Genomic DNA, 24280 nt, shown 5'->3' on the forward strand with positions numbered 1-24280 from the left:
GCGCGCGTGCTCTATCCCGGCCTGCCGCAGCACCCCGGTCACGACATCGCCGCGCGCCAGATGGAAGGCGGCTTCGGCTTCATGCTCTCGGTGCAGGTGACGGGCGGCGAAGCGGCTGCGATCAAGGCGGCGGCTCATGTCGAGCTCTACAAGCGCGCCACCTCGCTCGGCGGCGTCGAGAGCCTGATCGAGCATCGCGCCTCGATCGAGGGCGCGGGCTCGCCCTGCCCCACCGATCTGCTCAGACTCTCGACCGGCATCGAGGATGTCGAGGACCTCTACGCCGACCTCGACCAGGCGCTGAAAGCCGGGCACGATTGAGCGTCGGGCCTTAACGATGCGTAGCGAGGCAGCAGCGTCAGCCGAGACCGCCAATCAGCGGTCAGGTCGGATTCTTCTCATGGTCACAGCAATCGGCTGGGGGCTGAACTGGTCCGTCCTCAAATTCGTTCTCCAGGACTGGCCTCCCTTGTTCGCGCGCGGTAGCGCCGGACTGCTAGGTGCGGTCGGCCTGGCCGCCTTTGCGGCATTCCGCGGCGAGTGTTTCGTGGTGCCGAGAGAGGCGCGCCTACGCCTTGCCGCGGCAGCCGGCATCAACGTCTTCGCCTGGATGGGCTTCACCGCTCTGTCGCTGAACTGGCTCAAGGTCTCGGAAGGGGCGCTCATCGCCTATTCCATGCCGATATGGGCGATGCTGATCGCGTGGCCTCTGCTCGGCGAACGACCGAACAACCGCAGTTTGCTGGCGCTGGCACTGGGTGTGTCTGGGATCGCCGTGCTGATGGGCGGTCCCGATCTGGCTGGCGGCAAGCTCCCCGGAATCCTGTTTGCGCTCGCCGCCGCGATCCTGTTCGCCATCGGCACGGTCACAGCCCGCATGACCGTTCCCATGAATCCAACCGCACTGACCGCGTGGCAGGTGGCTCTGGGCTGTCTGCCGATGGTGATACTGAGCTTGTTCCTAGAGCAGCCGCATATCTTCTCGCTGTCCCTCCCGGGCCTCTGTGGCCTTGTCTATATGGCGGCGGGCCCGATGGCGCTGTGCTACCTGACTTGGTTTGGCGCGCTCAGGCGCCTGCCCGCTTCAGTCGCTGCGACCGGTATGCTGCTTGTCCCGATCGTCGGGGCGCTCTCGGCCATTCCGTTGCTCGGAGATCGCCTGGGTGGGCGGGAAATTCTTGCTGTCGCCCTGACATTGAGCGGTGTCGGGCTGGCGCTGCGGCGCTCAGGAAAGCTCACCTGACCTTGTCCGTAACGTCGATTTCAACGTCCGCTTCCCACCCCTTGCGGACTCTCCGAAAACCGGCCTTCCGACAGGCTCGCTTGCAAGCCGGCAGGAGTTGCGCCGGCGGGGAGGCTTACCGCTTCAGGGAATCCTGCGGGCGTGGTGGCACGATAAAGCCTCCCGATTGATGCGCCCACAGCTCGGCGTAGAGCCCGCCGCGATCAAGCAACTCCGCATGGGAGCCTTGATCGACAATGCGCCCGCCATCCATCACCACAAGCCGGTCCATGAGTTGCAGCGTGGAGAGGCGATGCGCGATGGCGATGACGGTCTTTCCGCGCATGAGGTCCGAGAGCGCATCCTGGATCGCGGCCTCGACCTGCGAGTCGAGGGATGACGTCGCCTCGTCGAGTAGGAGAATCGGGGCGTCCTTCAGGATCACCCGCGCGATGGCGATGCGCTGGCGCTGTCCGCCGGAGAGCTTGACGCCACGCTCGCCGACGAAGGCCTCGAAACCTTGGCGCCCCTTGCTGTCCACCAGCTTGTCGATGAAGCCGTCGGCTTGCGCCTTCCGGGCCGCGTCACGCATCATCTCCTGATCGGCGTCGTGGCGGGCGTAGAGGATGTTCTCGCCGATGGAGCGGTGCAGGAGCGAGGAATCCTGAGCCACCAATGCGATCCGGGCGCGCAGCGACTCTTCGGTGACGCCGGCGATGTCCTGGCCGTCGATCAGGATACGGCCCGATTGCGGTTCGTAGAAGCGCAGCAGCAGATTGACGAGCGTGGACTTGCCCGCGCCCGAGCGCCCGACCAGGCCGACCTTTTCGCCGGCGCCAACGGTCAGGGATAGCCCGTCCACCACGCGGTGCGGCTTGGCGTAGTGAAAATGCAGATCCTCGAACCGGATCTCGCCATGGCGAGCCGCGAGCGGGTGCGCATCGGGCCTGTCGAGCTGGCTCAGCGGCTGCGCGATCGTCTTCATGCCTTCCTGGACGACGCCGATATTCTCGAAAATCCCTGAGATTTCGAACGCCACCCAATTTGACATGGCGATGATCTGGGTTGTCAGAAGAACGGCGGTCGTCAGCGTGCCCGCATCGACGCGTCCCTGCGAGAACAGCCAGACGCCGATACCGCAGGTTGTCGCCAACAGGATCGCGTTGAGGCAGACCAGACAGAAGACATAGACGGTATTGAGTCGCTGCTGGCGGGCGAAAGCGGCCTGGAAGCGCTGGAAGCCGTCGCGAATATAGGCGTCATCATCGCTCCGGCGCCCGAACAGCTTGACGGTCATCATATTGGTGAAGGTGTCGACGATCTTGCCGGAGATGGCCGAGCGCATCTCCGAGGTCTCGCGCGAGCGGACCTGCACCTTCGGCAGCGTGTAGGCGAGGAGCGCACCGTAGAACAGAAACCAGGCCAGCATCGGCGCGGCCAGGCGAATGTCCTGCGTGCCGAGAAGGCCGATCGCGGTCGCGCCGAAAATCAGGATCTGCCAGACCGCGCGAACGAAGGAGACGATGGTATCCCGCAGCGGCCGGCCCGTCTGCGTGACCCGGTTGGCCAAGCGCCCGGCGAAGTCGTCATGAAAGAAGGCCAGCGGCTGGCGGACGACGTGCCAGTAATTCTGCCAGTGAATCAGCGTCGTGAAAGAGACGGCGATCGAGTGGTTCACGAGCAGGCGAAACAGGATCGTGCCGAGCGGGCGCACCACGAGCACGATCGCCGCCATGATCAGGAGCAGATGGCCAGCCGCGTCGAAAACGCGCTCGCGCGGCACCGACGACAGGATGGAGACGAGGCGCCCGATCAGATAAGGCACCACGGCGTCAACGACGGCAAGCGCAAAGCCGAGGATGAACAGCGCCGCGAACAGGCCCTTCGCCTGGCGGATGAAATGCCAATAGAATGTTCGTAGTCCGCTGGGAGGCTCTCCCGGAGGCGATGCTGTCGAATCAACAAGTGAATCGAAGAAGCTGAACATCGTTCCTTATGGTTGCTGTGCCGCCGCCATGGCAACCTCGAATGGTCGCTGTCAGAGGCGAGTTCTCAACTCATCTTGTGGACGTTTTCTGTCTTGGCCTGTTCTGTCTTGGCCTCTTGTCGCCAACGCGTAAGGCTCTCGGGCAGGTTGGAATAGAAGGCGGATCGGCATAGGTCATGCCGGCAAACGGATAGGATACAATCCTACTGCGTGCTATAAGCGAGCTAAGGAAAGGCTCCGACCATGAGAACCACTCAACAAATGAGCATCACCCTTCCGCTGGAACTGGCGCGGATGGTGAAATCCAAGGTCGAGGCAGGCGGCTACGCCTCCGAGAGCGAGGTCATCCGCGAAGGCTTGCGGGCGCTGCTGGAACGTGACGCCGTGGTGGAGCGGTGGCTTCAGGACGAGGTCGGGCCGAGCCTCGACCGCTACCGCGCCGATCCGGCCAGGGGCGCGCCGCTCGACGAGGCGTTCGGACGCCTCACCGCCAGGATGAACGCAGACGCCGACAAAGCGCGCTGACCATGGTCCACCGCATCAGGCTTTTGCCGGAGGCGGAGGCCGACCTTGCCGCCATCTACGACTACATCCGGGATCAAGCCTCGCAGGCCATTGCCCAAGGCTATGTCCAGCGCATCATGGCCTATCTGGCAGGGTTTGATACCTTCCCCGAGCGCGGAACGCGCCGCGACGACATCCGCCCGGGTCTGCGCATCGTCGGGTTCGAGCGCCGCGTGACGATCGCCTTCCTGGTGGAGGGTGACGAGGTGGTCGTGTCGAACATTCTCTATGGCGGGCGGGCATTGCCGGAAGAGACGGGTGGCTAGCCCACGATAGGCATATGCGGCAAGGCCTCCATCCAGGTTGGCACATCTGCGGCCGGTATCCGACCTAGAAGCCCGCTCCATAAGATCTTCTGCCGTTGGGCGGAATTTCGCACGGCTACATTTCACATGAGGCCGTTGGAACTTCCATGAGCCCCCAGTTGTGAATGCACACCTCTTGCCACCCAACCACCTAGCGATGCGCAGCGGTGCCAAACTTGCCGCGCTCGGTGCCAGGTTGCGCATCACGATGGCCTGCTGCCGGTTCCGTGGCCATGCGGTGATGGGGCTCGTTCCGGGGACCTGCTCAGCCTGACAGCTCGAAATTCGAGAGCCCGAGCACGTCAAGCGCTGCGGGATGGCTCGAGCGCGTGAACCGTTCCTGCGCTTCGTCCGCAGGGAGGCCCGAGAAACCGGCGCAATCGAGGAATTTGATCCGTCTCTCATCGGTGCTGAAGGGCAGGCTCGCTTCGCCCTTGGCTGCCTGACGGATGTCTTCGAGACGACGTCCGTCCTTCAAGTCCACAACGATGCGATGGGGCAGCCGCCCAGTGGCCGCCCTCTCGCTGGCCTGATCGTAGATCGACAATTCGGTCAGCGGGAGCAGGGCCCTTATATCGGCGCGTTGCACTGCTGCATGGGTGAAGTCCGAAAGCCCGAGCGAATCCTGCGACAGGGCGCGCGCGAGCGCGTACTGCATCGAGAAGCGCGCCTGCATCTCATTGTCGGGGCGGGAATAGGCGAGGTTGCGGGCATGCGCCTCCGTCACAGTGACATTGATGGAGGCGACATCCTCTGCGAAGAAGCCATTGTCGCGCTTGAGATCGAGGATCGCGTCGATGGCTCGATGTGTCGCGCCGCAGCAGGGGTGCCGCTTGGCGGTCAATCCGAAGCGCTCGATTGCAAGTTCGTTCGGATGGGGGTGGCCCGGATCCTGCGACCAGCCCTTGGGATAATCGCCGCCATAGAGCGTCAGGAAGCCCTGGCGCGATTCCAGTATATCCAGGCGGCCAGCCATGCCGGCGGCGCTGAGCTGGGCGGCATCGACCGCGTTGCGGGCTGCGAGACCGGAATGCAGCGGTTTGACGGGGGTTCCGAACTGGCCCTTGACGCCTGCCGCCATGCTGACGGCGATGCTCATCGCCTGTGCGATGCCATTGCGTTCCAGCCCCATCAGCCTTGCTACGCCGGCAGCCGCTCCGATGCAGCCGACAGTCGAGGTCGCATGCCAGCCGGCCGTATAGTGCGAGGGGTTCACGCCGCGGCTGATCCAGGCCTGTGCCTCCAACCCGACGATATAGGCCTCGAGCATCTGCCGGCCATCGCGACCAAAGGCCTGGGCAGTGGCAAGCAGCGCCGGCACAAGAACCGCTGAGGCATGGGTTGTGGCGCCGTGGAAGTTGTCGTCGAAATCGAGCGCATGGGCCGCGACCCCATTGACCAGGGCGGCGATCGCGGGATCGGTGCGGGCGCCGGTAACGACCGCGCTGGTTCCACTACGGGGCCGCGTCTCGAAGGCCCGGGCGGTAGCAAGGGTCGCAGGGTCGCTTCTACCGGCGATGATGCAGCCGATGGTGTCGCAGAAGCCGTGCTCGGCACGCGCGATCGCCGTGGGGGAGAACGCTGCCGCGCCCGCGCACCAGTCGGCAATGGCCTCGATGACGGTCATATGATGTTCCTCACATGCGACGCAGCGACGATGGCGGGACAAGCGGCAGGATGATCCGGGAGGGTCGCTCCGCCGAGAGATGGACGGTGTTGCGGGCGATGTTGCAGGCGCGTCCCGTGCCCTCGGGCTCGCCCGTATTGGGGTTGACGTCGAATTTCGGGAAATTGGACGAGGAGATGTCCAGCCTGATGCGATGGCCCGCCTTGAAGAGATTGGCCGTGGCGAAGGGCTCGATCACGATGCGGAAGACCGCGCCCGGCTCGAGCGCCGATGGCTTTTCCCAGGATTCGCGATACCGGCAGCGGAAGATGCCGTCGGTCAGGTTCATGGCGAAGCCGGTCGGATAATCGGCGGAGGGCGGGTGCACGTCGATGAGCTTGGCGGTGAAATCGGTATCCGGCGCATCCGACGACACCCAGAGCTCGACCGTGACAGGCCCGACCAGAGCCAGGTCTTCACGAAGCGGTGCGGTCTCGAACATGAGGACGTCGGGCCGCGAGGACAAAGGCAGGCCGGGCGTCGCGCAACCGAAGAAGCGCAGATCCTCGCGCTGGTCATAGGCTCCGCCCTCGAAGACCGGCTGGCCGCTGGTCAGCGCTCCGCCAATCGTCGGAACCGGATTGCGCGGATCGAAATCATAGGTGAGGCGGCTGCTCGGCGAGACCGGCGGCTCGGTTGATAGGCTGCCGTCATCATGCGGATAGAATGCGGTCGGGCGAGCCTCCGGCAGGGGCCATTGCGTGGCGCCGATCCAATGCCCGCCATGATCGAGATGTCCATCCGGCGTGCGCTGGCCGGAGCCTCCGCCCATCAGGAAAAGCCGGATCGCCACGTCGCTTTTCGGGGCCTCTTCGCCCTTCAGCCAGGCGTCGAAACAGGAGATGCGGAAAGAGGTCCAGCTCGCTGCGACATTGCCGTCGAAGATGGCATCCGGCCCGAAATCGACATCACCGAAAACGCGCTCGGTCCGGTTGCCATGGGTCCAGGGGCCCATGATGACCTGCGGCCGGTGATCGCCGTGGCTCAGGCCTGCGAGGTTCTCAAAAGTGGTCGGGACATAGACGTCGTACCAGCTCGACATCAGGAGCACCGGGATGTCGGGGATCTTGTCGTAATAGCCGGCCGCATAGAGGCCGATCACCTTCCAATAATCGTCGAAGTTTCCGTGCCGCCACTGGTCGAGCAGGTAGGCCTCGTATTCCGGCTCCCATCGCACCGGCGAATTGCCTTTCGACCAGGGCATCCGCTTGAACCAGGCCGTGACGTCTTCCGCGGCGAGGGCGGCGCGCAGCCCCGGCTCGGCTTCGCAGGCGCGGCTGTCCTGTGCATGGTTCCAGGCCCAGGTTGCCTGTTTGAGCTCGAATGCGCCACCTTGCCGGATACCGCAGCGATAGGCGTCGGAGAAGCCGCCGGAATCGAGGATCATTCCGGCAAGCGCCGGCGGTGCCAGGCAGGCGGCGGCCATCTGCGTGTGGGCCGCATAGGACAGGCCCATCGTGCCGACCTTGCCCGTGCACCAGGGCTGAGCCGCGATCCAGGCGATGGTATCGTAGCCGTCCGGTCCCTCCGCGACATATTTCGTGAACAGGCCTTGCGAGCGATGTCGCCCCCGGCAGTCCTGGAAAACCAGGGCATAGCCGGCCGCGCAGAAGGCCGCGGCCGTCTCCTCGCGCGTCATCGGCGTATCCGCGCCAACCGCCAATTCCGCGCGCGACGGCTTGTGCTTGCCATAAGGCGTTCGCTCCAGAACCGCATGGAACGGCCCATTCCGGTTCGCGGGCAGATAGATGTCGGTCGCCAGCTGGATGCCGTCGCGCATCGCGATCATCACATCGCGGAAGCACAGCAGGGTGGCCGAGATTCGTTCGGGCTCGGGAAGTGCGGCCACGCCAGCGGCGGGCGTGTTGAGCGTGAGGAGCGACACGGGGGTCTCCGGAGATGAAAGGGCTGGCGATCTGATCAGGGGGCGGGGCGGATCAGCGTCGCCATGGTGTAGCCATCGCCGCGCGGCGACAGTTGCAGTTTCGAGCTGATGCCCCAGCTGGATTTCAGGAAGTAGATCGGAATCAATCCGCCCTCGGAAACGGCGAGCGCCGTCGCCTGGCGAGCGAGCTTTTCACGCTCTGCCTCATCGAAACTTGTCTGTGCCTGCTCGATCAACTGATCGACCTGCGGATTGGAATAGCGGCCGCGATTGTTGACGCCATGGTTCTTGTCCATGTCGAAGCTCTCGACGATGGTGACCAGGGACTGGATCGGGTCGCCGCTGGAACTGCCAAAGATCGACATGGCGGCTGAAAATTCCGGTTCGCCCTTCCCAGCCGCGCGTCGGAAGAACACGCTTGCCGGCAAGGCTTCCACCTTCGATCTCACGCCGATCGCGGTCAGCATCGAGGCGACGGCCTGGCAGGTCTGGCTGTCGCCGGCATAGCGGTCGTTCAGGCAATGCAGCGTCAACTGGAAGCCGTTCGGCCAGCCGGCGTCGCGCAGGAGCTGCCGGGCTCGTTGCGGGTCATAGGCCGTCTGTTTCAGCGCAGGATCATGGCCGGCGAACCCTTCCGGGGCGATTTGCCCGGCCGGCGCGGCGGCCCCCTCCATCACCCTGTCGCTGAGGCCCGCACGATTGAGGCCGAGGCTGATCGCTTCGCGGACCCGGACGTCCTTCAGCGGGTTGCGCGCCATCGGCTTGCCGTCATTGTCGGCCACGAAGGGCGAGCTGTCGCGAAACTGGTCGAGCGTCAGATAGAGAAAGAAGATCGAGGTATCGGAGACGAGTTTGACCTTGCTCTGGTTTTGCAGACGGGCGGCGAGGCTGCCGGAAACAGCGTCGATGACGTCGTCGTCGCCCGAGAGCAGGCCCGCGACGCGGGCGCCGTCATTGGACACCGTGCGGACGGTCACTTTCGCCCAGGGCTCCTTGGCGCCCCAATAGGCATCGTTGCGCTCCAGCACGACCTGCTGGCCCGGTGTCCAGCTCGCCCAGCGATAGGGGCCGGTGCCGATGGCCGCCTTGCCTGACTTGAAGTCTTCGGGACCTGCACCCGCGGCGGCCCGCGCCGACACCATTCCCAACGTCGTCAGATTGATCGGCAGGAGCGGGGAAGGAACCGATGTGACGATCCTCACATGAAGATCGTCGATCGGATCGACTTTCAGGATGTCCTTCAGATAGTGGCGGTATGTCCGCGGCCCGGTGACGTCCTGCGCGCGCTTGATCGAAAAGGCGACATCGCGGGCCGTGAAGTCGGAACCGTCATGGAATTTCACACCGGCGCGGAGGGTGAATTCCCAACTGGTCTCGTCGAGGCGCTTCCAGCTTTCCGCCAGTCCGGGAAGCGGCTTCAGGAAGCGATCCTGGAAAACGAGAGGCTCGTAGACATGGATCTGGACGTTGCGGTTGATCGTGAACAGCAGGTGCGGATCGGCACTGTCGACGGCCCCCTTCATCGCGATCCGCAAATCCTGCGCCCAGGCCGCCGCGGAGGGCAGGGCGATTGCTGCGGCAAGCGCGATGGCCTTGAACGGCAGGAGGAGGCGGCCTTTCGCGGTCCGGCTTTTCGCGCTCATGGGAATGCTCCGTTGCGAAGGCTGTCGACCACCGCGACGGCTTTACGGAGACCGTGAACGAGACGGTTGCGGGCGCGCACGGCATCGACCTTGGCGAATGGTTCGTCCGCGTCGCCGGGTTTCGTTGCACCGAGCCAGCGGATCGGCTCGATCACGGGCCAAGCCGCAAGCGGCGTCGCCGGATCATGGGAAAAGCGATCCCCGGTCGTGTAGTCGAGCGGTACGAGTATGCGGCTCAACTCCAGGATCGCCCGGTTGAAGGCCTCGGCACTGCCGGCCGGCGGAGTTCGGGCAAGCTGCTCCAGGCGCTGGCCGAGAAGGCGCGCCTCGCGGCAGGCCATATCGAGATCGAAACGATCCTTCAGCCGCTCGGATAATCCGCTGAGCTCGCCGAGCAGGCCGGAGATTTGTTGGGAGAAGTCGAGGGGCAGGCGCTCGTTCCCGAGCAGGTCCCAGACCACGCGCAGCACGATGCGGGTGTCGCGCTCGAGATGGGCGGGCTCGATCTTGTCGATCAGGTCGTGCTCGGTGTGCCACCACCAACCCAGCTCGTTGCGCAGCTTCAGCGCGCCGGGCTCCTGTGTGCTGAGGCTGCCGAAGACTGAAGGAATGCCGACGCCTGGAAAGGAATCGTCGGCCGAGCGCGCCTTGCGCTTGCCCGCGAGCATCTGTTTGGTTTCGCTTGCAATGGCCGCCGCGGCGATGCGAAACAGCGCGCCCGCCGAGCCGGTCTGCGTCAGATTGGTCGCGCCGATCGCGCCGGGGCTATCCAGATTGACATGGGCGACGCAGCGCTCGTCAAGTTCGAGCCAGTGATTGTCGGCATACCAGCTCGAACCGGAATAGCGGCCTTGGGAATGGCCTGACCAGAAACAGAGGCGCAAGCCCCGCCGCCACTGGTCGCGCATCGCAGCGCAAAGCCGCACGACTTCCAGCATGGCGATATTCGCCGAGCCGTTATCCATCACGCCGTGGAACCAGGTATCGACATGGCAGGACAGCAATACGAACGGCGCGTCTGCTCCGGCCGGGGACGGCATGTCGGCGACGAGAAGCGGGGTTTTTCGCCAGCCGGTATCGACCGTTGCATGCAAGGTCACCTGCGTTTCGCCTTGGGCAAGGCGGCGGCGCAAACCCGCGCCGTCCTCGGCCGTGACGGTCACGACGACGACATCGGGAAGCGCCTCGCGGGTGGTCAGGGACGGACTGCCCCAGACCGGTGAGATACACATCTCATGCCGTAGCGCATGAGGGCTGACATGGATGACGCCGCGAGCGCCGGCACGCGTGGCGCGCATGGCGATGACGGGGCTGGCGATGCCGTCGACAAGCACGATCCGGCCGGTGACGTCCCGGCCGGAGAACGCGCCGGCGGAGCCGTCACCTAGGTCGACGAGCGTGCCGCTACAGCCTTCTGCAGGCGAAGAGCGAGACATCGAGTGGGTGATGGCGTCGATGCGCTCACCACCGCAGCTCAGATGAGCCGGCCCGGGCAGGCTGATATAGGCATCATGGAACAGCAGCGTTGCGGGCAGGCCGAGCGCTTCGAGTTGGGCTTTCAGCCAGGCGAAGCTCTCCGCCTCGCCCGGTGTGCCCGCGAGCTTCGTCCAGCCTGCGAACTCGCGCAGCTGTTCCATCATGCGTGCGCCGGAGACGGCGTCGAGGGGGACCTCGCCGGTCGAGACGATCTGCCGTGGGCTGGCTTGTGTGGACATGGTGTCAGATCCTGTTCTGGCGTTGGCCTTCAGGCGGCGGTTTCGTCCGATTGCAATGCAATCTAGTGCGGCGCTATCCCCGCATAATCGGCCTGGAAATCCTCGCCGCGATTGGCGGTGTAGGTGATGTCGGAACGGGCGGCCCAGGTAACGATCGGCCAGTAGAGCGGGATGAGGGCGGTATCATTCATCGCGAGGGCGGTGGCTTCCGCGAGCAGGGTGTTGCGCTTGACGGGATCGAATTCCGCCATGGCCGTCTTCATCTTGGCGTCGAAGGCCGGGTTGGAGTAGCGCGCGCGGTTGAAGCCGCCTTGCCCGCCCTCCTTGTCGACGGTCATCAGCAGGTTGCGCAGGCTGGTGGCGGAGGTCGGCGAGACCGTGCCGAGCGAGAAGATGAAGGCGGAGAAGGACTGCTTGCCTGCTGCGCCGGCGTAGACGTTATAGGGTTGGGTCACGATACCGTTGATCTTGATGCCGCCCTGGGCGAACATCTGGCCAAGGGTTTGCGCGACCTGCCCGTCGCCGGTGAAGCGATCGTTCGAGGAGTGCAGCGTCAACCCGAAGCCTTGCGGATAACCGGCTGCGGCGAGAAGCGCCCTGGCCCCTTTGGGGTCGTAGATCTCCGGCTTGAGCGCCGGATCGTAGCCGCCGAGCCCTTCCGGCACGATCTGCCCCGCCGGTTCGCCGGCGCCATCGAGCAGTCGCTCCACGATCGCCTTGCGGTTGATCATGCGCGAGAGCGCGAGCCTGACATTGGGGTTCTTCAGCGGGTTCGACTTGGCCGGCTGGCCGTCCGTCCCGGTTACGAAGGGCGAGGCGTCACGGTCCGTGTCGAGGGCGAGATAGATGATGCGCGAGGAGGCGATCGAGAAGAGCCTGACCTCCTTCATCGCGCTCAGCGCCTTGATATCGGAAGGAGGCACGGCGTCGATGAGCTGGACGGCTCCGGTCCGCAATGCCGCAACGCGGGCAGCGTTGTTGGTGATCAGCTTGATCGTCACCGTCTCGAAGGCCGGCTTCTCGCCCCAGTAACGCTCGTTGCGCTCCAGCGTGATATGGTCTCCGGGCACCCATTCCTTGAACCGGAACGGCCCCGTGCCGATAGCGGCTTCGCCCTTGGCGAAGGCATCCAGCTTTTTTCCCTCAGCGCGCTTCTTCTCCACGATGTAGACGAGGCCGATCTGGTCCATGAGATCGGGGGTCGGCGACTTGGTCTTGACCTCGATGGTCAGCGGATCGACAGCAACCATCGCAGCAATGGCGCCGACATTGCCGGTGAAAGGCGCCGGGCTATTCGGGATATCCTTGGCGCGCTCCATGGAGAAGATGACATCTTCCGGCGTTAGGGACGCGCCGTCCTGGAACAGGACGCCGGCGCGAAGCTTGATGCGCCAGGTCAACGGATCGAGATTCTGCCAGGATTCCGCCAGCATCGGCTTCAGCTGGAGATTGGCATCCAGCGTCACCAGCCGGTCGAAGATCTGCGCGGCGATGTTCTGGTTGTTGCTCGATCGCGAGAAATGCGGGTCGATCGCCGAGGGCTCCGTGGAAGCGCCCATGACGAGGTCGCGCGCCAAAGCCGCTGTCCGCGGCATTGTTGCAAGGCCCGCCAGGGCAAGAGCTGCGACTAAACTGATGCGTGTCATTCGGCTCTCCCGGCTCATAGCTGTTCGTTGAGATGGCAGGCGGATTTGTGCTTCGACGCGATGGTCTTGAGCGCGGGGCGTTCGACCTTGCAGCGGTCGAAGGCGTGGGGGCAGCGCGGGTGGAAATGACATCCGGATGGCGGATGCAAGGGGCTCGGCAATTCGCCCTTGAGGGAGGAGAAGGCGCGCTTGGTGGTCTCGATGCGCGGCACCTCTTCCAGCAGCGCCTGGGTGTAGGGGTGATTGGGCCGCCCGAAGATCTCCTCGGTGGGCGCTTCCTCGATGATGCGGCCGAGATACATGATGGCGACACGGTCGGAGAGATGCTCGACCACGCCGAGGTCGTGGCTGATGAAGAGGTAGGTCAGGTCGAGTGTCTCGCGCAGGTCCATGAAGAGGTTGAGGATCTGCGCCTGGATCGAGACGTCGAGCGCTGCCACCGCCTCGTCGCAGACCAGCATGTCGGGTTGCACGGCGAGCGCGCGGGCGATGCCGATACGCTGGCGCTGGCCGCCGGAGAACTGATGCACGTAGCGCTCCTTCAGCGAGGGATCGAGGCCGGCGCGCCGCAACTGTTCGTCGACATAGGCCGCCTGCGCAGACCGCCCGCCCTTGATCAGGCCGTGAATGCGCGGCGCCTCACCGACGACCTCGGAGATCGGCAGGCGTGGATTGATCGAGGCGAAGGGATTCTGGAACACCATCTGGGTGCGCAAGGCGCCGGCACGGCGCTCGGCCGCGGGCAGCGTGTCGATGGCGCGGCCGTTCCAGAAGACCTGGCCCGAGGAGGGCGGCAGGATGCCGGCGACGACGCGGCCCAGCGTGGACTTGCCGCAGCCGGACTCGCCGACGAGGCCGACGACCTCGCCTTTGGCGATGCTGAGGTCGACATCGTCGATTGCGCGCACCACCGGCGGCGGCTTGGCCAGCCCGAGGGATATGGCGGCGCGGTCGATCAGATCGGGCGTCTTGCCGAAGCGACGCGAGATACCGCGCAGTTCGACGATGGGTGCACCCATCATGGGCGTCGCGGATGGCGCGTTCTGGGGCATGGCGGCGATGCTCGTCAGGGTCATGCCGCCACCTCGCGCAGCGGGTGGAAACAGCGATGAAGATGGCCGGCTTGGGCAACCAGCGCCGGGGTCGCCTCGCAGGCTGCATCGGCATGGGCGCAGCGGGTGCGGAAGGCGCAGCCTTCCGGCAGATTCAGCACGGAGGGCGTCATGCCGGGGATTTGGGCGAGGCGGCTGCCGCGCTTGTTGCGGCTCGGCACCGAGCCGATCAGGCCCGCCGTGTAGTGGTGCAGGGGCCGGTCGATGACATCGGCGACCGTGCCGTATTCGACGATGCGGCCGGCATACATCACGGCGATGTCGTCGGCGAGGCGCGAGACCACCGAGAGATCGTGGGTGATCCAGATCAGCGCCATGCCGCGTTCCGTGGTCAGCTTCTGCACCTCGGCGAGGATCTGCGCCTGGATGGTGACGTCGAGCGCTGTGGTCGGCTCGTCGGCCACGATCAGGTCGGGCTTGTTCAGCAGCGCGATGGCGATCGCGACGCGCTGGCGCATGCCGCCGGAGAACTGGTGCGGATAGGCGTCGAGCCGCTCCTCGGGCGAGGGGATTCCGACCTGGGCCAGCGCGTCGCGGGCCCGGGTGCGGGCCTCCGCCCGGGAGACCTTCTCATGGGCCGCGATGGCCTCGATCATCTGCGTGTCGATGCGCAGGACCGGGTTCAGCGTCATCATCGGATCCTGGAAGATCATGGCGATGCGCCGGCCGCGCAGGCTGCGCATCTCCTCGCGCGACAGCTTGGCCAGGTCGATGCCGTCGAACAGGATCTGGCCACCGCTGATCCGCCCTGGCGGCTCGATCAGCCCCATGATCGAGAAGCCGGTCACCGACTTTCCCGAACCGGACTCGCCGACGAGGCCGAGCACCTTGCCGCGCTTCAGCGTGAAGGAGACATCGTCGACCGCCTTGACCTCGCCGGCGCGTGTCGGGAAGCCGGTTTTGAGCCCGCGCAGTTCGAGCAGAGGGGGGCTCATGACGGCCTCCTGGGGTTCAGCACGTCGCGGAGATGGTCGCCGACGAGGTTGATCGCGACGATGGTCACGAGCAGCGCGATGCCGGGGTAGAAGCTGATCCAGAATTTGCCCGAAAGCATGTATTGATAGCCGTTGGCGATCAGCAGCCCGAGCGAGGGTTCGGTGACCGGCACGCCCAGTCCCAGGAAGGACAAGGTTGCCTCCAGCGCGATGGCGCGTGCCACCTGCACGGTGGCGATGACGATGAGCGGCGGCAGGCAGTTCGGCAGCAGATGCTTGAACAGAATGCGCCAGCGCGGAACGACCAGGCACTCGGCCGCCTCGATATACTCCTTGCGCCGCTCGACCAGCGCCGTGCCCCGCGAAGTGCGGGCATAGGTCGCCCATTCCACGATGATCAGCGCCAGCGCCACGTTCATCACGCCCTTGCCGAGAAAGGCGAGGATCATCAGGGCGACGAGGATCGAGGGAAACGAAAGCTGCAGGTCGACGATGCGCATGATCGTGCTCTCGGTGCGGCCGCCGGCATAGGCTGCGATCAGCCCGAGCGATGCGCCGACCAGCGCCGCAATCAGAGCCGAAGAGACTCCAACAGTAAGCGAGATGCGCAGGCCGTAGAGGATGCCCGACAGCATGTCGCGACCCTGATCGTCGGTGCCGAGCCAGAAGGTCATGCCGTTCAGCGATTGCGAGCCAGGCGGCAGGCGTCCGTCCATCACGTCGAGCTGCATCAGATCGTAAGGGTTCTGCGGCGCGATCAGCGGCGCAAACAGCGCCAGCAGCACGATCAGCCCCAGCACGAAGAGGCCCAGCAGCGCGAGGTGGGAGGAGGCGAACTCGCGCAGCACACGGCGCAGCGGCGTCTCTACCGGGCTCGGGCGCGATGATGTCGGCGCGGACGCGGTAGCGATGGGAGTTTGCAGGGTCATGGCTCAGCCCTCGCTGTCGAGCCGGACCCGTGGGTCAAGCGCCGTATAGAGGAGGTCGACGATCAGGTTGATCGTGACGAACAGGAAGACGATGAGGATCAGGTAGGCGACGATCATCGGGCGATCGAGCATGTTGATGCTGTCGATGATCAGCTTGCCCATGCCGGGCCAGGCGAAGATCGACTCGGTGACCACCGAGAATGCGATGGTCGAGCCGAATTCGAGCCCGATCACGGTGACGACCGGGATCATGATGTTCTTGAGCACATGGACGAAGATCACCCGGCGCTCGGTCAGACCCTTGGCGCGGGCGAACTTGATGTATTCCTGCGGCAGCACTTCACGCACGCCGGCGCGCACCAGCCGCATCACCAGCGAAACCTTGAACAGCGCCAGGTTGAGCGCCGGCAGGGCGAGATGGCTAAGCCCGTCCAGCGTCAGGAATGACCACTGGATGCCGAGCAGCGCGCGCGTCTCCCCGCGGCCGCTCGACGGCAGCCAACCGAGCTGCACCGCGAAGACCATGATGAGGAGCAATCCGACCCAGAAGCTCGGCAAGGAGAAGCCGAGGATCGACCCCGCCATGGCGGTCTTGGCGAAGATCGAGTTCGGCTTCAGGCCGGCATAGAGGCCAAGCGGAATGCCGATGACGATCGCCAGCAGAACCGCGCAGATCGCCAACTCCAGGGTTGCCGGCATGCGCTGAAGGATGACCTGCAGCGCCGGCTCGCTGAAGACGAAGCTCTTGCCGAAATCGCCGTGCAGAGCACCTGAGAGGAACGAGACATATTGCTCCCACAGGGGCTTGTCCAAACCCAGCTGAGCGATCACGCGTAGCCGCTCGGCCTGGTCGGCATCCGGTGGGATCAGGATTTCGACGGGGTCGCCGATCACATTGACGCCGATGAAGACGATCACCGTCATCGCCAGCACGACGAACAAGGCTTGCAGAACGCGGCGCGACAGCCAGCCGATCATGAGCGCTCTCCCGAGGGGGAAGCGCAGAGCGAGATCGCCATGCCGTCGCGCTGCGGATCGGCCGCCGCGGCGGAGATGGCGGCATGGCCGAGATCATAGACGGCGCGCGCGCGACGCGTCGCGCCCGGAACGGAAGTGTTCATGGCGTGTCCTTGGAAACAGGCTTCGCACCGGACGCCTGGTGCCCGGCGGATTTGGAAGCGGCATCAGCTGCTCGTGGTGAAGTTCATGGCGAGCGTGTACTGGTCGGCGCGGGGTGTGTAGCCGATGCTCTTCTTGGCTGCCCAGGTCAGCCCTTCATGGTGCAGCGGCAGGATGGCGCGATCGGCGAAGACGATCTCGTTGACCTCGGCCAGGAGCTTGGCGCGTTTGTCGTTGTCCATCGCGCGGGTGGCCTGTTTCGCGCTGCTTTGCAGATGAGGGTCGAGCGTCGTGTTCGGCGCGGCAAGTCCGATGCGCAGCCGAGCTCCTGCCTGGGCACGCGCCAGACTGGCGAAGCCGATACCCGGAGCCAGGAACGCGGCGCTGGGCGCCGATCCCATCAGCCTGCGGCGAGTCAAATCCATCTCCGGCATCGCTGCTCTCCGTTCCCCGGTGTCCGGCGCATTCATGCGCTCTTGGACACATTCTCATTGACGCAGGTCTGCAAGGGTGTCAACTGCAGGGATACGCTGGTTCGACAGACGAACCAATAAGGAGAGATTGTCCATGATCGAGAGGCGCACGGAGGCGGTTTCGCTCAAGGCCGGAGATGCGGCTGAAAGCGCGAGCGGCGGGGGCTACACGATCCAGGCGCTCGACACTGCGATTTCCCTTCTGATGCTCGTCGCGGATCAGCCGGATCTCGGCCTGTCCGATCTGTCGCGCCGCCTGAAGGCCGGCAAGGCGCGGGTTTACCGGCAGTTGAAGACGCTCGAGGAGCGCGGGCTGGTCGTTTGCGCCGAGCCTAACCGGACATATCGCCTCGGCCCGTCTGCCTTGACGCTTGGCGCCAAGGCATCGCGCCAGATCGATCTGGTCGCGATGGCGAAGCCCTTCCTGTCCCGCCTCGGAGAGAAGCTTCAGGAGACGGCGCAGCTTCGGATGCTGGATGGCGATGAGACGATGTGCGTCGCAAGCTGGGAGCCTGTCCGCGATCTTCACGTTCAGGGCCTGATCGGCCGCAAGCGGCCGCTTTACGCCGGAGCGGGCAAGGTCATTCTGGCCCATCTGCCGAAGCAGGAGCAGAGCCGGATTCTCTCGCATGCAAGGCAGCGCTTTACCGCAAATACCCTGGTCGATGGCGAGCAGCTCAAAGCGGCGCTGGAGCGAATTGTGCATGAGGGGTTTGGCGTCAGCCATGGCGAGATCAATTCGGACCTCGTCTCTGTCGCTGCTCCGGTCTTCAAGCTGGGCGGGGCCATCGCAGGCGCCATCAATGTCGGCGCCCCGGCGACCAGGATGAACGCCGGGCAACTGGAATTGGCGATCCGGCTCGTCAAATCAGCATCCGAGGACCTGACCGCTGCAATTGGCGGGTCGGTTCCGGGATCGAGCGCTGACTAGCTCCAGCCTCGCGACCTCGGGCTGCGGATTCACCGGGGCAGGGCGCACATCAAAGAGGTGGAGCAGGATGCGAAAAACCGGCGGCAAGCGTCCAAGCCCCTAGAGGCTGCACCGCATCGACCTCCTATGCGCGGTCGTCGTGCATGACGCTTGCCGGGTCCTTCACACTCGCAAGGTATTTCGCTGGCGGCTTGCCCAGCGCCTTCTTGAACATGGTGATAAAGGCAGCGACGGATTCGTAGCCGAGCGCGGCCGAAACCTGCTGGACTGTCGCGCCCCTGGATAATTCCCTGATGGCGACGATCAGGTGCAGCTGTTGTCGCCAGCGCCCGAAGCTCAACCCGGTTTCCTTGACCACCAGGCGGCTGAGGCTGCTCTCGCTGAGCGCGACGCGATGGGCCCATGCGCTTAAGCTGGTCCGGTCGGCAGGGTTTGCGGCCAGGGCATCGGCAATGCGGCGGAGGCGCGGTCCCGACGAGATCGGCAGATAGAGCTGCTGGACAGGCATGCGTGGCAATTCGGCGAGCAGCAGCCTGGCCAGAAGCGCGTCGGCGTCATCGGCACCCGGACGTTCCGAAAGTTCGACGATCAGCTCGCGCAACAAGGGTGAGATCGAAACGGTGCAGCATCGCACTGGGAGATCGGCAGCGCCGGGTTCGATGTAAACGAAGAAGAGCTTCGCATTGGCGGTCGCGATATTGCTGTGTGTCATGCCGCCTGGAATCCAGACCGCGCAATGCGTCGGCACCATCCATAAGCCGCTGGGAACGCGACAGCTTACGCCCCCAGTCAGCGCAAAGACGAGCTGGCCCTTGCGGTGCTGATGAGCGGCGACCTCCGCTCCGGTTTCGAGGACGTCGACGCGTACCGAAATCGCCGGAGCGGCGGCTCCGTCCACATCGAAATCCAGCCAGGGATAGTGAAGCGGCTGCCGCATGGATTGACCGATTTTGATAATCGATCGGCAGAATATCTAAATTCATGCATGGCCAAAAGGGCTAAATCTCCCCAATGCGGCGTGATCGAGCAGGGCTTCGGCGAGGAGATGAGGGATGGCGAACGTCGTTATCGTGGCGGGCGGCTGGCATGGCGGCTGCGAGCTCACGCCCTTCGCGCGCAGGTTGCGTGCGCTTGGACATGAGGTCTTCACGCCGACGCTCACCGGATTGGGCGAACGGGTACACCTCGCGGCGGCGCGGCCCAACCTCGACACGCATATTCTCGATGTGGCCAATCTGCTCGAGTTCGAGGATCTCTCCGATGTCGTTCTGTGCGCGCACAGCTATGGCGGGATGGTGATAACAGGGGTGGCGGATCGCATGCCCGAGCGCATAGCCGCGCTCGTCTATATCGACGCGCTTGTGCCCGAGGATGGCCAGTCCTGGTGGGACCTGGTCAACGACCACTTCCGGGCGATCGCCATTGAGGGGGCCGGCGAGGACGGCCTCAGCGTCCGACCGCCCGCGCATATGGATCCGCGTTGCCGGCCGCATCCCTTAGCGTCGTTTCTCCAGAAGATCCGATTGGCCGGGCGCTGGAAAGAGGTTCGCGAGAAGCTCTTCGTCTACGCCACCGGCTGGGCCGACAGCCCGTTTCCTCCAACGGTCGAGCGCCTCAGGAAGCTCGCGGACTGGCGGGTCGAGGAGATGCCGACCAGGCACAACATCATCGCTGCAGCGCCTGACCAGTTCCTGGCAATCCTGACCAGGCTCGAGGCGATGCGATAGCCGGCAGTCGCTCCTCAGCCGCGTCAGGCCCCCGGATGAACTGCGGGGTCCTCAGAGCCTGGCCGATAACGTCAGCAGCGATTTCCGTCGGTTGGAATTTCGGGAAACACGCCGTCATCCCGGGCGACTGCAAGGAGACCCGGGATCCATTCTGGAACCTTACTCGCAAGCGCTCCGCAAGGGCATCTGCGCCAGGTGATCGCGATCATCCCCTCCCAGAAACTGGTGATCCTGCGCATGGGACAGACGCGGGAGGATATCGGTTACAGCGTGGCGAAACTGCTCTCGGCAATCGTCGCCACGCGCCGATGAGGCTGTCGCCTGTATGGAGCGGGGACGTCCGGGATGCGACGACTTGCGGGTGCGGCGCTGTTTGGCAAGCGGGGGCGCTAGAACGACGAGTCCGATCCAATCGGACCGAGCCTTGCTAGCCGGCGACGTGACGCCTGTCCCAGCCGCGGACGGCCTGGTTCAGCGCTTCAAGCTCCGCCTCCTCGCTCTGCGAGCGCTGAGACTTGTTCAGGGCCTTGATGCGCCCGAGCGCCAGCGCATAATCTTCCGGCGTCTCGATCTGGATTCTCGTGGGAGCATCTGATGCCCGGTCGGCAGGGTCATGTTGCACATGCGTTTTCATGGCGACCTCCAAAACCATAAAACGGACAAGACGGAGGCTTCGTTCCATGGTGACGTCGTGCAGGGCGGCATTGTCGCCGCGTTGCAATGTGCCTGGCAGGGGGAGGTCGGCATGAAGCCGTTATCCGGGGCGTACACGGTCGCGATGCCGTGGTACGAGGAGGAGGATTTCGCGCGGCTCTGGTCGCTCGCTCATGATCGCGACGAGATTTCGCCCGACTACGCGGAATGGCATCGCAATGCCCGCCGCGTTCTGGCCGAAGCTCTCGCTGCCGGGAAAGCGATCCAGATCGTCACGATCAAGCCTGACGCCTATCTGGCATGGCTGGGCTCGGCGCCCAACACCGCCGCGGCCCGGCTCCGCTATGTCGAGCAGATCGCGGCAGGCATGGTCAGTCCGGCGGGCATGGTCAGTTAAGGATTGCCGGATGCGCAGGAGCGCGCAACACGGCAGCGCCATCCGATCCAGGCCGGGGCAGGGGAACCGGACCCCATGACGGGCGGTTCTCCCTTCAAGGAGGACCACCCCATGACGAAGACGTCACATCGCGCCACGGATGCGCCAGTGCCCTACAGCACGCCGCAGCGCCCCGGACAGTCCGGCGAGGATGCCGAACGGCGCGCCGGGCCGAACCCGCGCTCGGTAAACCCCACCGGACCGCACGCGCCCTATGATCCCGCCGACCCTGAGGGCACCGCGGCCGAAAAGCATTGGACCGAACCTGAATCCGAACCGGTGAAAAAGCCGCCTGCCAAACCCGCCCTCGGGGAAAACTTCGCGGTCGTCGACAGCCGGGAGGGCAAAGCCTAGAGCGTTTTCGAGCGAAGTGGACACCGGTTCGCGTGAAGAAAACGCGTTAAAACAAGGAGTTAGAACATTTCCGCGATTCGGAGAAACGCGGAAATGCTCTAGCGGCTGCCTCTCAGAACTTCACCGCCAGCACGCCCTTGAAGGCATGGTCCTGCGTGTCCTGCGCGAGTTGCCCGGTATAGGCCAGGCCGAGCGTGGCGCTCTTGCCGATGGCGAGGTCGAGCCCGGCTTCGACGACGGCAGCGTCCCGGGCGATCGGGATGCCGGCGATGCTGAAGGCGCTGGAGCCGGCGAAGGCGAGCGTCGCGGTCGGGTCGACGTCGCCGAAGGCATGGCGCCAGGCGAGCCCGCCGCGCAGGCTCAGCTCCATGCCCTGCAAACTGAGGCTGGTCGAGGCGCGCAGGCCCAGCGTGGAATAGCCGAGGCTGGTATCGTCGCCGCGGGCGGTCAAGGCCGCCGACCCGCCGGTCTCGCTGAAGCCGTCCGTATGCAGGTTGACATAGGCCAGGCCCGCGAAGGGCTCGAACGCCAGCTTGCCGAGATCGACCCGGTAGCCGAGCTCGCCGAAGATTTGGGCCGTGCCGGCATCGTAGCCGGCGCGCAGATTGCTGCCGAAGGCCGAGGATATGACGGTGCGGCTGGTCTCGACATTGTGCCAGCTATAGCTCGCGCCGGTCCTCAGGCTGAGCGCCCCCCAGCGCCCGCCGGCGTAGAGGCCGAGATGGTAGTTGTCGCTCTCGCCCGAGGAGAACCGGCTGTTCACGTCGAACGTGCTGCGGCTGTAGCCGGCGACCGCGCCGATCCGCAGGGTGTCGAACAGGGCGGCGTCAGCGCCGAGCAGGAACCCGCCGGTCGAGCGTGTCAGCCTTGCAGCGTTGCCATCGCTGTCGCTGTGGCCCCAGGACCCATAGCCCTGGCCCCAGACCGCGAAGCGGTCGGCGTTCAGCGTCGGCATCGGCCCCTTCACGCTCGGGGCGAGGTCGGCGGTGAAGCCGTAATTCAGCGTCGCCATCGGCGCCGCGCCGACGCCTCCGAAGGCCGAGCGCAGCCGGTCGTTGACGGCGGCGCGCAGGAGCCAGCTCTCGTCGATCAGGGCCGTCTTGGCCGAGGCGTGGATCTCGCCGGAGATCTGGTCGAGCGCCGTGCGGGCGCCCTCCACCGAAGCCTGATTGACCAAGCCGGTCTGGACCGGGTTGCTCGCCGGCAGGCTGTCGACACCGCTGCCGACCGCAACCTGGTTACCTGTCGCGCCGGCGGAGGCGACGGTCCGGGACTGGATCACCGTCAGATAGGCGTTGTTGGCGTCGTAGCTGTCGCGCAGGCTCAGGAACGGCGTCATCGCGAAGTCGCCCGAGCCATAGCGTCCGGTCAGCCCGCCGGTCGAGGTCAGGATGGTGTAGCGCTGGCCGGCCAGCAGCGTCGCACCGGTGTAATTGACGGCGGTGAAGGCTGCGCCGCTTGCCAAGGTGGCCGTGCCGTTCACCCGGATCAGGTCGGAGGTCACGGTCGCGGGGTCGATCTCGACCTGATAGGTCGAGCCCGCCGCCTGCAGATAGGCCCCGTTGACGGTGAGCGTGCCGATCGAGTTGCCGGGCGCGATGGTGCCGCCGGCCGCGACCGTGGTCGCGCCGACGCTGCCGTTGCCCTGCAGCCGGCCGCCGAGCACCGTCACAGTGCCGCCCAGTACCCCGTTCACCGACAATGTGCCGGCCTCGACCGAGGTGGTGCCGGCGAAGGCGGCATTATTGGCGGTCAGGATCGTCGTGCCGCTGCCGATCTGGCGGAGCGTGCCGTTGCCGAGGATGAGATTGTCGAAGGTGAAGGCATCGGAGCGGTTGAAGGCGAGCGTGCCGGTGCTGCTGGTCGTGATGCTGCCAATGATGCTGCCGCTGGTGCCGCCATTGCCGATCTGCAGCGTGCCCTGGTTGATCGTCCAGTTTGTGGTGGCCGTCCCGGTGCCGGTCAGGCTCCAGGTGCCCGTGCCGGTCTTCTCGAAGCTGTCGAAGTTCTGGTACTGCGCGCTCGGGCCGATGGTCGAGACGTCGAAGCTGGCGGTCCCGGTGCCGCCGAGGCGGAAGATGTCGTTCACACCGGTGGCATTCGCGACGACATTGCCCTCGATCACCGAGCCCGCCTGAAGCTCCAGTGTGATCGAGCCCGTCGTCGGCGTGACGCTGGCGAGCCAGCCGATCGCATTGGCGCCAGCGCCGGCCCGGATCGTGCCGCTGTTGATGATATTAAGAGCCAATGTGGCGGAGCTGCTGGCTATCGCGAAATTACCGCTGCCGCCTTCGATCGTGCCGGTGTTGATGATCTGGCCGGCGCCATTGCGCGCCCCTATGCCAAGGCCGCCGATTATTCCCGTTCCGCCGCGAATAACGCCATGGTTCGTCAGCGTCGCAATGGCTCCGGGACCGCCAAAATCGACGCCGGGACCCCCGTTCCCCGTAATGTTAGATCCACCTTGGACGAGCCCCATATTCGTCACGGATGCCCCGGCGCGAATGGCGAGAGCCGCTCCGGATGATCCGCCGGTGGCGCCCTGGAACGTCCCCACCAGCGTCCGGACGGCTCCGGCGCCGGAGAACGCGATGCCGTTGCTCCCCGGCGCGAAGAGGGTAAAGCCTTGGGTATCGATCGTAATCGGCTTGGTCGGCACGGCCAAACTGGTGGTATTGACGGAGAAACTGCCGGTTAGCAGGATCGTCGCGCTTGGATCCGAGGAGGCGTTGGCTGCGTTGATGGCACCGTCCAACTGTCCCTGGTTGCCCGCCGAATAGGTCGCGGCCGAGGCCGGCATCAGGCAGGCGAGGGCCAGCACGGCGCAGGAGACCCCGGCGAAAAGCCTCGCTTTTCCCCTATATTCCATGCCTGCAGCCCCGCCCACGCCCGTCTCCATCGCGAATCTCGAGGAAAAATTGGAAATATCCTAGGTTGCAAGAATTCCGGGATTCGCTCGTTGCCGCAAGGGCGTCCT

Annotated in this window: 23 protein-coding genes; 8 read left to right on the plus strand and 15 right to left on the minus strand. The window is 65.1% G+C overall.

The window, feature by feature from the left end:
- Together BMZ97_RS23375 and BMZ97_RS23380 are read left to right on the plus strand one after the other, a co-directional pair.
- Positions 1-321, plus strand: a 321-nt coding sequence (locus BMZ97_RS23375) for a PLP-dependent transferase (protein ID WP_175525694.1), incomplete at its 5' end; no start/stop codon positions are given.
- Between the two features lie 16 nt (positions 322-337).
- The gene (locus BMZ97_RS23380) at positions 338-1243 is read left to right on the plus strand and encodes a DMT family transporter (RefSeq protein ID WP_092175440.1); all 906 of its coding nucleotides are present in this window, start codon (positions 338-340) and stop codon (positions 1241-1243) included.
- Between the two features lie 115 nt (positions 1244-1358).
- On the opposite strand, the gene BMZ97_RS23385 is transcribed toward BMZ97_RS23380, so the two are convergent.
- Positions 1359-3209 carry an ABC transporter ATP-binding protein gene (locus BMZ97_RS23385; RefSeq protein WP_092175445.1) on the minus strand — a complete coding sequence of 617 codons (1851 nt, stop codon included), beginning with the start codon at positions 3207-3209 and terminating at the stop codon, positions 1359-1361.
- A gap of 243 nt (positions 3210-3452) precedes the next feature.
- On the opposite strand from BMZ97_RS23385, the gene BMZ97_RS23390 reads away from it, so the two are divergent.
- Together BMZ97_RS23390 and BMZ97_RS23395 are read left to right on the plus strand one after the other, a co-directional pair.
- Positions 3453-3734 carry a type II toxin-antitoxin system ParD family antitoxin gene (locus tag BMZ97_RS23390; RefSeq protein WP_092175448.1) on the plus strand — a complete coding sequence of 94 codons (282 nt, stop codon included), beginning with the start codon at positions 3453-3455 and terminating at the stop codon, positions 3732-3734.
- 2 nt (positions 3735-3736) lie between these two features.
- Positions 3737-4039 (plus strand): type II toxin-antitoxin system RelE/ParE family toxin, encoded by a 303-nt coding sequence (locus BMZ97_RS23395; RefSeq protein WP_092175451.1) that lies wholly within the window; start codon positions 3737-3739, stop codon positions 4037-4039.
- A gap of 304 nt (positions 4040-4343) precedes the next feature.
- Here BMZ97_RS23395 and BMZ97_RS23400 read toward each other — a convergent pair whose 3' ends face one another.
- From BMZ97_RS23400 to BMZ97_RS23445, 11 genes are all read right to left on the minus strand, one after another.
- Positions 4344-5705, minus strand: coding sequence for an MmgE/PrpD family protein (locus BMZ97_RS23400; RefSeq protein ID WP_092175454.1), 1362 nt, complete (start codon positions 5703-5705; stop codon positions 4344-4346).
- A 10-nt stretch (positions 5706-5715) separates the two neighbouring features.
- Positions 5716-7629 (minus strand): CocE/NonD family hydrolase, encoded by a 1914-nt coding sequence (locus BMZ97_RS23405; protein WP_244546566.1) that lies wholly within the window; start codon positions 7627-7629, stop codon positions 5716-5718.
- Between the two features lie 35 nt (positions 7630-7664).
- On the minus strand, positions 7665-9272 hold the full coding sequence (locus BMZ97_RS23410) for an ABC transporter substrate-binding protein (protein ID WP_092175456.1): 1608 nt from the start codon (positions 9270-9272) through the stop codon (positions 7665-7667).
- Positions 9269-10987 carry a M28 family peptidase gene (locus BMZ97_RS23415; RefSeq protein ID WP_092175459.1) on the minus strand — a complete coding sequence of 573 codons (1719 nt, stop codon included), beginning with the start codon at positions 10985-10987 and terminating at the stop codon, positions 9269-9271. The genes BMZ97_RS23410 and BMZ97_RS23415 overlap by 4 nt, the downstream gene beginning before the upstream one ends.
- A 62-nt stretch (positions 10988-11049) precedes the next feature.
- Positions 11050-12633, minus strand: a complete 1584-nt coding sequence (locus BMZ97_RS23420) for an ABC transporter substrate-binding protein (RefSeq protein ID WP_092175462.1) — start codon at positions 12631-12633, stop codon at positions 11050-11052.
- 14 nt (positions 12634-12647) lie between these two features.
- Positions 12648-13655, minus strand: coding sequence for an ABC transporter ATP-binding protein (locus BMZ97_RS23425; protein ID WP_210188324.1), 1008 nt, complete (start codon positions 13653-13655; stop codon positions 12648-12650).
- 50 nt (positions 13656-13705) lie between these two features.
- A complete protein-coding gene (locus BMZ97_RS23430; RefSeq protein ID WP_092175465.1) occupies positions 13706-14680 on the minus strand; it encodes an ABC transporter ATP-binding protein in 975 nt (324 codons plus the stop codon).
- Positions 14677-15609, minus strand: coding sequence for an ABC transporter permease (locus BMZ97_RS23435; RefSeq protein ID WP_092175467.1), 933 nt, complete (start codon positions 15607-15609; stop codon positions 14677-14679). Before BMZ97_RS23435 ends, BMZ97_RS23430 begins: the two co-directional genes overlap by 4 nt.
- Before the next feature lie 3 nt (positions 15610-15612).
- The gene (locus BMZ97_RS23440) at positions 15613-16587 is read right to left on the minus strand and encodes an ABC transporter permease (protein ID WP_092175470.1); all 975 of its coding nucleotides are present in this window, start codon (positions 16585-16587) and stop codon (positions 15613-15615) included.
- Positions 16584-16730: a hypothetical protein gene (locus BMZ97_RS31365; protein ID WP_175525696.1), complete on the minus strand. Its 147-nt coding sequence runs from the start codon at positions 16728-16730 to the stop codon at positions 16584-16586. The genes BMZ97_RS23440 and BMZ97_RS31365 overlap by 4 nt, the downstream gene beginning before the upstream one ends.
- A gap of 63 nt (positions 16731-16793) precedes the next feature.
- On the minus strand, positions 16794-17162 hold the full coding sequence (locus BMZ97_RS23445) for a hypothetical protein (RefSeq protein WP_092175472.1): 369 nt from the start codon (positions 17160-17162) through the stop codon (positions 16794-16796).
- Between the two features lie 133 nt (positions 17163-17295).
- Between BMZ97_RS23445 and BMZ97_RS23450 the strand changes: the two genes are divergently transcribed.
- A complete protein-coding gene (locus tag BMZ97_RS23450) occupies positions 17296-18132 on the plus strand; it encodes an IclR family transcriptional regulator (RefSeq protein WP_092175475.1) in 837 nt (278 codons plus the stop codon).
- A 124-nt stretch (positions 18133-18256) separates the two neighbouring features.
- Here BMZ97_RS23450 and BMZ97_RS23455 read toward each other — a convergent pair whose 3' ends face one another.
- Positions 18257-19069 (minus strand): AraC family transcriptional regulator, encoded by an 813-nt coding sequence (locus BMZ97_RS23455; RefSeq protein WP_092175478.1) that lies wholly within the window; start codon positions 19067-19069, stop codon positions 18257-18259.
- 115 nt (positions 19070-19184) lie between these two features.
- Between BMZ97_RS23455 and BMZ97_RS23460 the strand changes: the two genes are divergently transcribed.
- Positions 19185-19859 (plus strand): alpha/beta fold hydrolase, encoded by a 675-nt coding sequence (locus BMZ97_RS23460; RefSeq protein ID WP_092175481.1) that lies wholly within the window; start codon positions 19185-19187, stop codon positions 19857-19859.
- A gap of 427 nt (positions 19860-20286) precedes the next feature.
- Here the strand turns inward: BMZ97_RS23460 and BMZ97_RS23465 are convergent, their stop codons facing one another.
- Positions 20287-20493, minus strand: coding sequence for a hypothetical protein (locus BMZ97_RS23465; protein ID WP_139221297.1), 207 nt, complete (start codon positions 20491-20493; stop codon positions 20287-20289).
- Here BMZ97_RS23465 and BMZ97_RS23470 point away from each other — a divergent pair.
- Positions 20482-20910 (plus strand): hypothetical protein, encoded by a 429-nt coding sequence (locus BMZ97_RS23470; RefSeq protein ID WP_092175486.1) that lies wholly within the window; start codon positions 20482-20484, stop codon positions 20908-20910. The genes BMZ97_RS23465 and BMZ97_RS23470 overlap by 12 nt on opposite strands.
- Before the next feature lie 111 nt (positions 20911-21021).
- Entirely contained in the window at positions 21022-21303 is a 282-nt protein-coding gene (locus BMZ97_RS23475) for a hypothetical protein (protein ID WP_092175488.1), read from the plus strand.
- A gap of 112 nt (positions 21304-21415) precedes the next feature.
- On the opposite strand, the gene BMZ97_RS23480 is transcribed toward BMZ97_RS23475, so the two are convergent.
- A complete protein-coding gene (locus tag BMZ97_RS23480) occupies positions 21416-24172 on the minus strand; it encodes an autotransporter outer membrane beta-barrel domain-containing protein (RefSeq protein WP_175525697.1) in 2757 nt (918 codons plus the stop codon).
- Between the last annotated feature and the right edge of the window lie 108 nt (positions 24173-24280).

The sequence above is a fragment of the Allobosea sp. OK403 genome, assembly GCF_900113835.1.
Classification (GTDB): Bacteria; Pseudomonadota; Alphaproteobacteria; order Rhizobiales; family Beijerinckiaceae; genus Allobosea.

Excerpts from the sequence above, each read along its gene's own strand:
- BMZ97_RS23380 (WP_092175440.1), top strand. The coding sequence starts at position 338 with ATGCGTAGCGAGGCAGCAGCGTCAGCCGAGACCGCCAATCAGCGGTCA.
- BMZ97_RS23385 (WP_092175445.1), bottom strand. The coding sequence starts at position 3,209 with ATGTTCAGCTTCTTCGATTCACTTGTTGATTCGACAGCATCGCCTCCG.
- BMZ97_RS23390 (WP_092175448.1), top strand. The coding sequence starts at position 3,453 with ATGAGAACCACTCAACAAATGAGCATCACCCTTCCGCTGGAACTGGCG.
- BMZ97_RS23395 (WP_092175451.1), top strand. The coding sequence starts at position 3,737 with ATGGTCCACCGCATCAGGCTTTTGCCGGAGGCGGAGGCCGACCTTGCC.
- BMZ97_RS23400 (WP_092175454.1), bottom strand. The coding sequence starts at position 5,705 with ATGACCGTCATCGAGGCCATTGCCGACTGGTGCGCGGGCGCGGCAGCG.
- BMZ97_RS23410 (WP_092175456.1), bottom strand. The coding sequence starts at position 9,272 with ATGAGCGCGAAAAGCCGGACCGCGAAAGGCCGCCTCCTCCTGCCGTTC.
- BMZ97_RS23415 (WP_092175459.1), bottom strand. The coding sequence starts at position 10,987 with ATGTCCACACAAGCCAGCCCACGGCAGATCGTCTCGACCGGCGAGGTC.
- BMZ97_RS23420 (WP_092175462.1), bottom strand. The coding sequence starts at position 12,633 with ATGACACGCATCAGTTTAGTCGCAGCTCTTGCCCTGGCGGGCCTTGCA.
- BMZ97_RS23425 (WP_210188324.1), bottom strand. The coding sequence starts at position 13,655 with ATGATGGGTGCACCCATCGTCGAACTGCGCGGTATCTCGCGTCGCTTC.
- BMZ97_RS23430 (WP_092175465.1), bottom strand. The coding sequence starts at position 14,680 with ATGAGCCCCCCTCTGCTCGAACTGCGCGGGCTCAAAACCGGCTTCCCG.
- BMZ97_RS23435 (WP_092175467.1), bottom strand. The coding sequence starts at position 15,609 with ATGACCCTGCAAACTCCCATCGCTACCGCGTCCGCGCCGACATCATCG.
- BMZ97_RS23440 (WP_092175470.1), bottom strand. The coding sequence starts at position 16,587 with ATGATCGGCTGGCTGTCGCGCCGCGTTCTGCAAGCCTTGTTCGTCGTG.
- BMZ97_RS31365 (WP_175525696.1), bottom strand. The coding sequence starts at position 16,730 with ATGAACACTTCCGTTCCGGGCGCGACGCGTCGCGCGCGCGCCGTCTAT.
- BMZ97_RS23445 (WP_092175472.1), bottom strand. The coding sequence starts at position 17,162 with ATGCCGGAGATGGATTTGACTCGCCGCAGGCTGATGGGATCGGCGCCC.
- BMZ97_RS23450 (WP_092175475.1), top strand. The coding sequence starts at position 17,296 with ATGATCGAGAGGCGCACGGAGGCGGTTTCGCTCAAGGCCGGAGATGCG.
- BMZ97_RS23455 (WP_092175478.1), bottom strand. The coding sequence starts at position 19,069 with ATGCGGCAGCCGCTTCACTATCCCTGGCTGGATTTCGATGTGGACGGA.
- BMZ97_RS23460 (WP_092175481.1), top strand. The coding sequence starts at position 19,185 with ATGGCGAACGTCGTTATCGTGGCGGGCGGCTGGCATGGCGGCTGCGAG.
- BMZ97_RS23470 (WP_092175486.1), top strand. The coding sequence starts at position 20,482 with ATGCGTTTTCATGGCGACCTCCAAAACCATAAAACGGACAAGACGGAG.
- BMZ97_RS23465 (WP_139221297.1), bottom strand. The coding sequence starts at position 20,493 with ATGAAAACGCATGTGCAACATGACCCTGCCGACCGGGCATCAGATGCT.
- BMZ97_RS23475 (WP_092175488.1), top strand. The coding sequence starts at position 21,022 with ATGACGAAGACGTCACATCGCGCCACGGATGCGCCAGTGCCCTACAGC.
- BMZ97_RS23480 (WP_175525697.1), bottom strand. The coding sequence starts at position 24,172 with ATGGAATATAGGGGAAAAGCGAGGCTTTTCGCCGGGGTCTCCTGCGCC.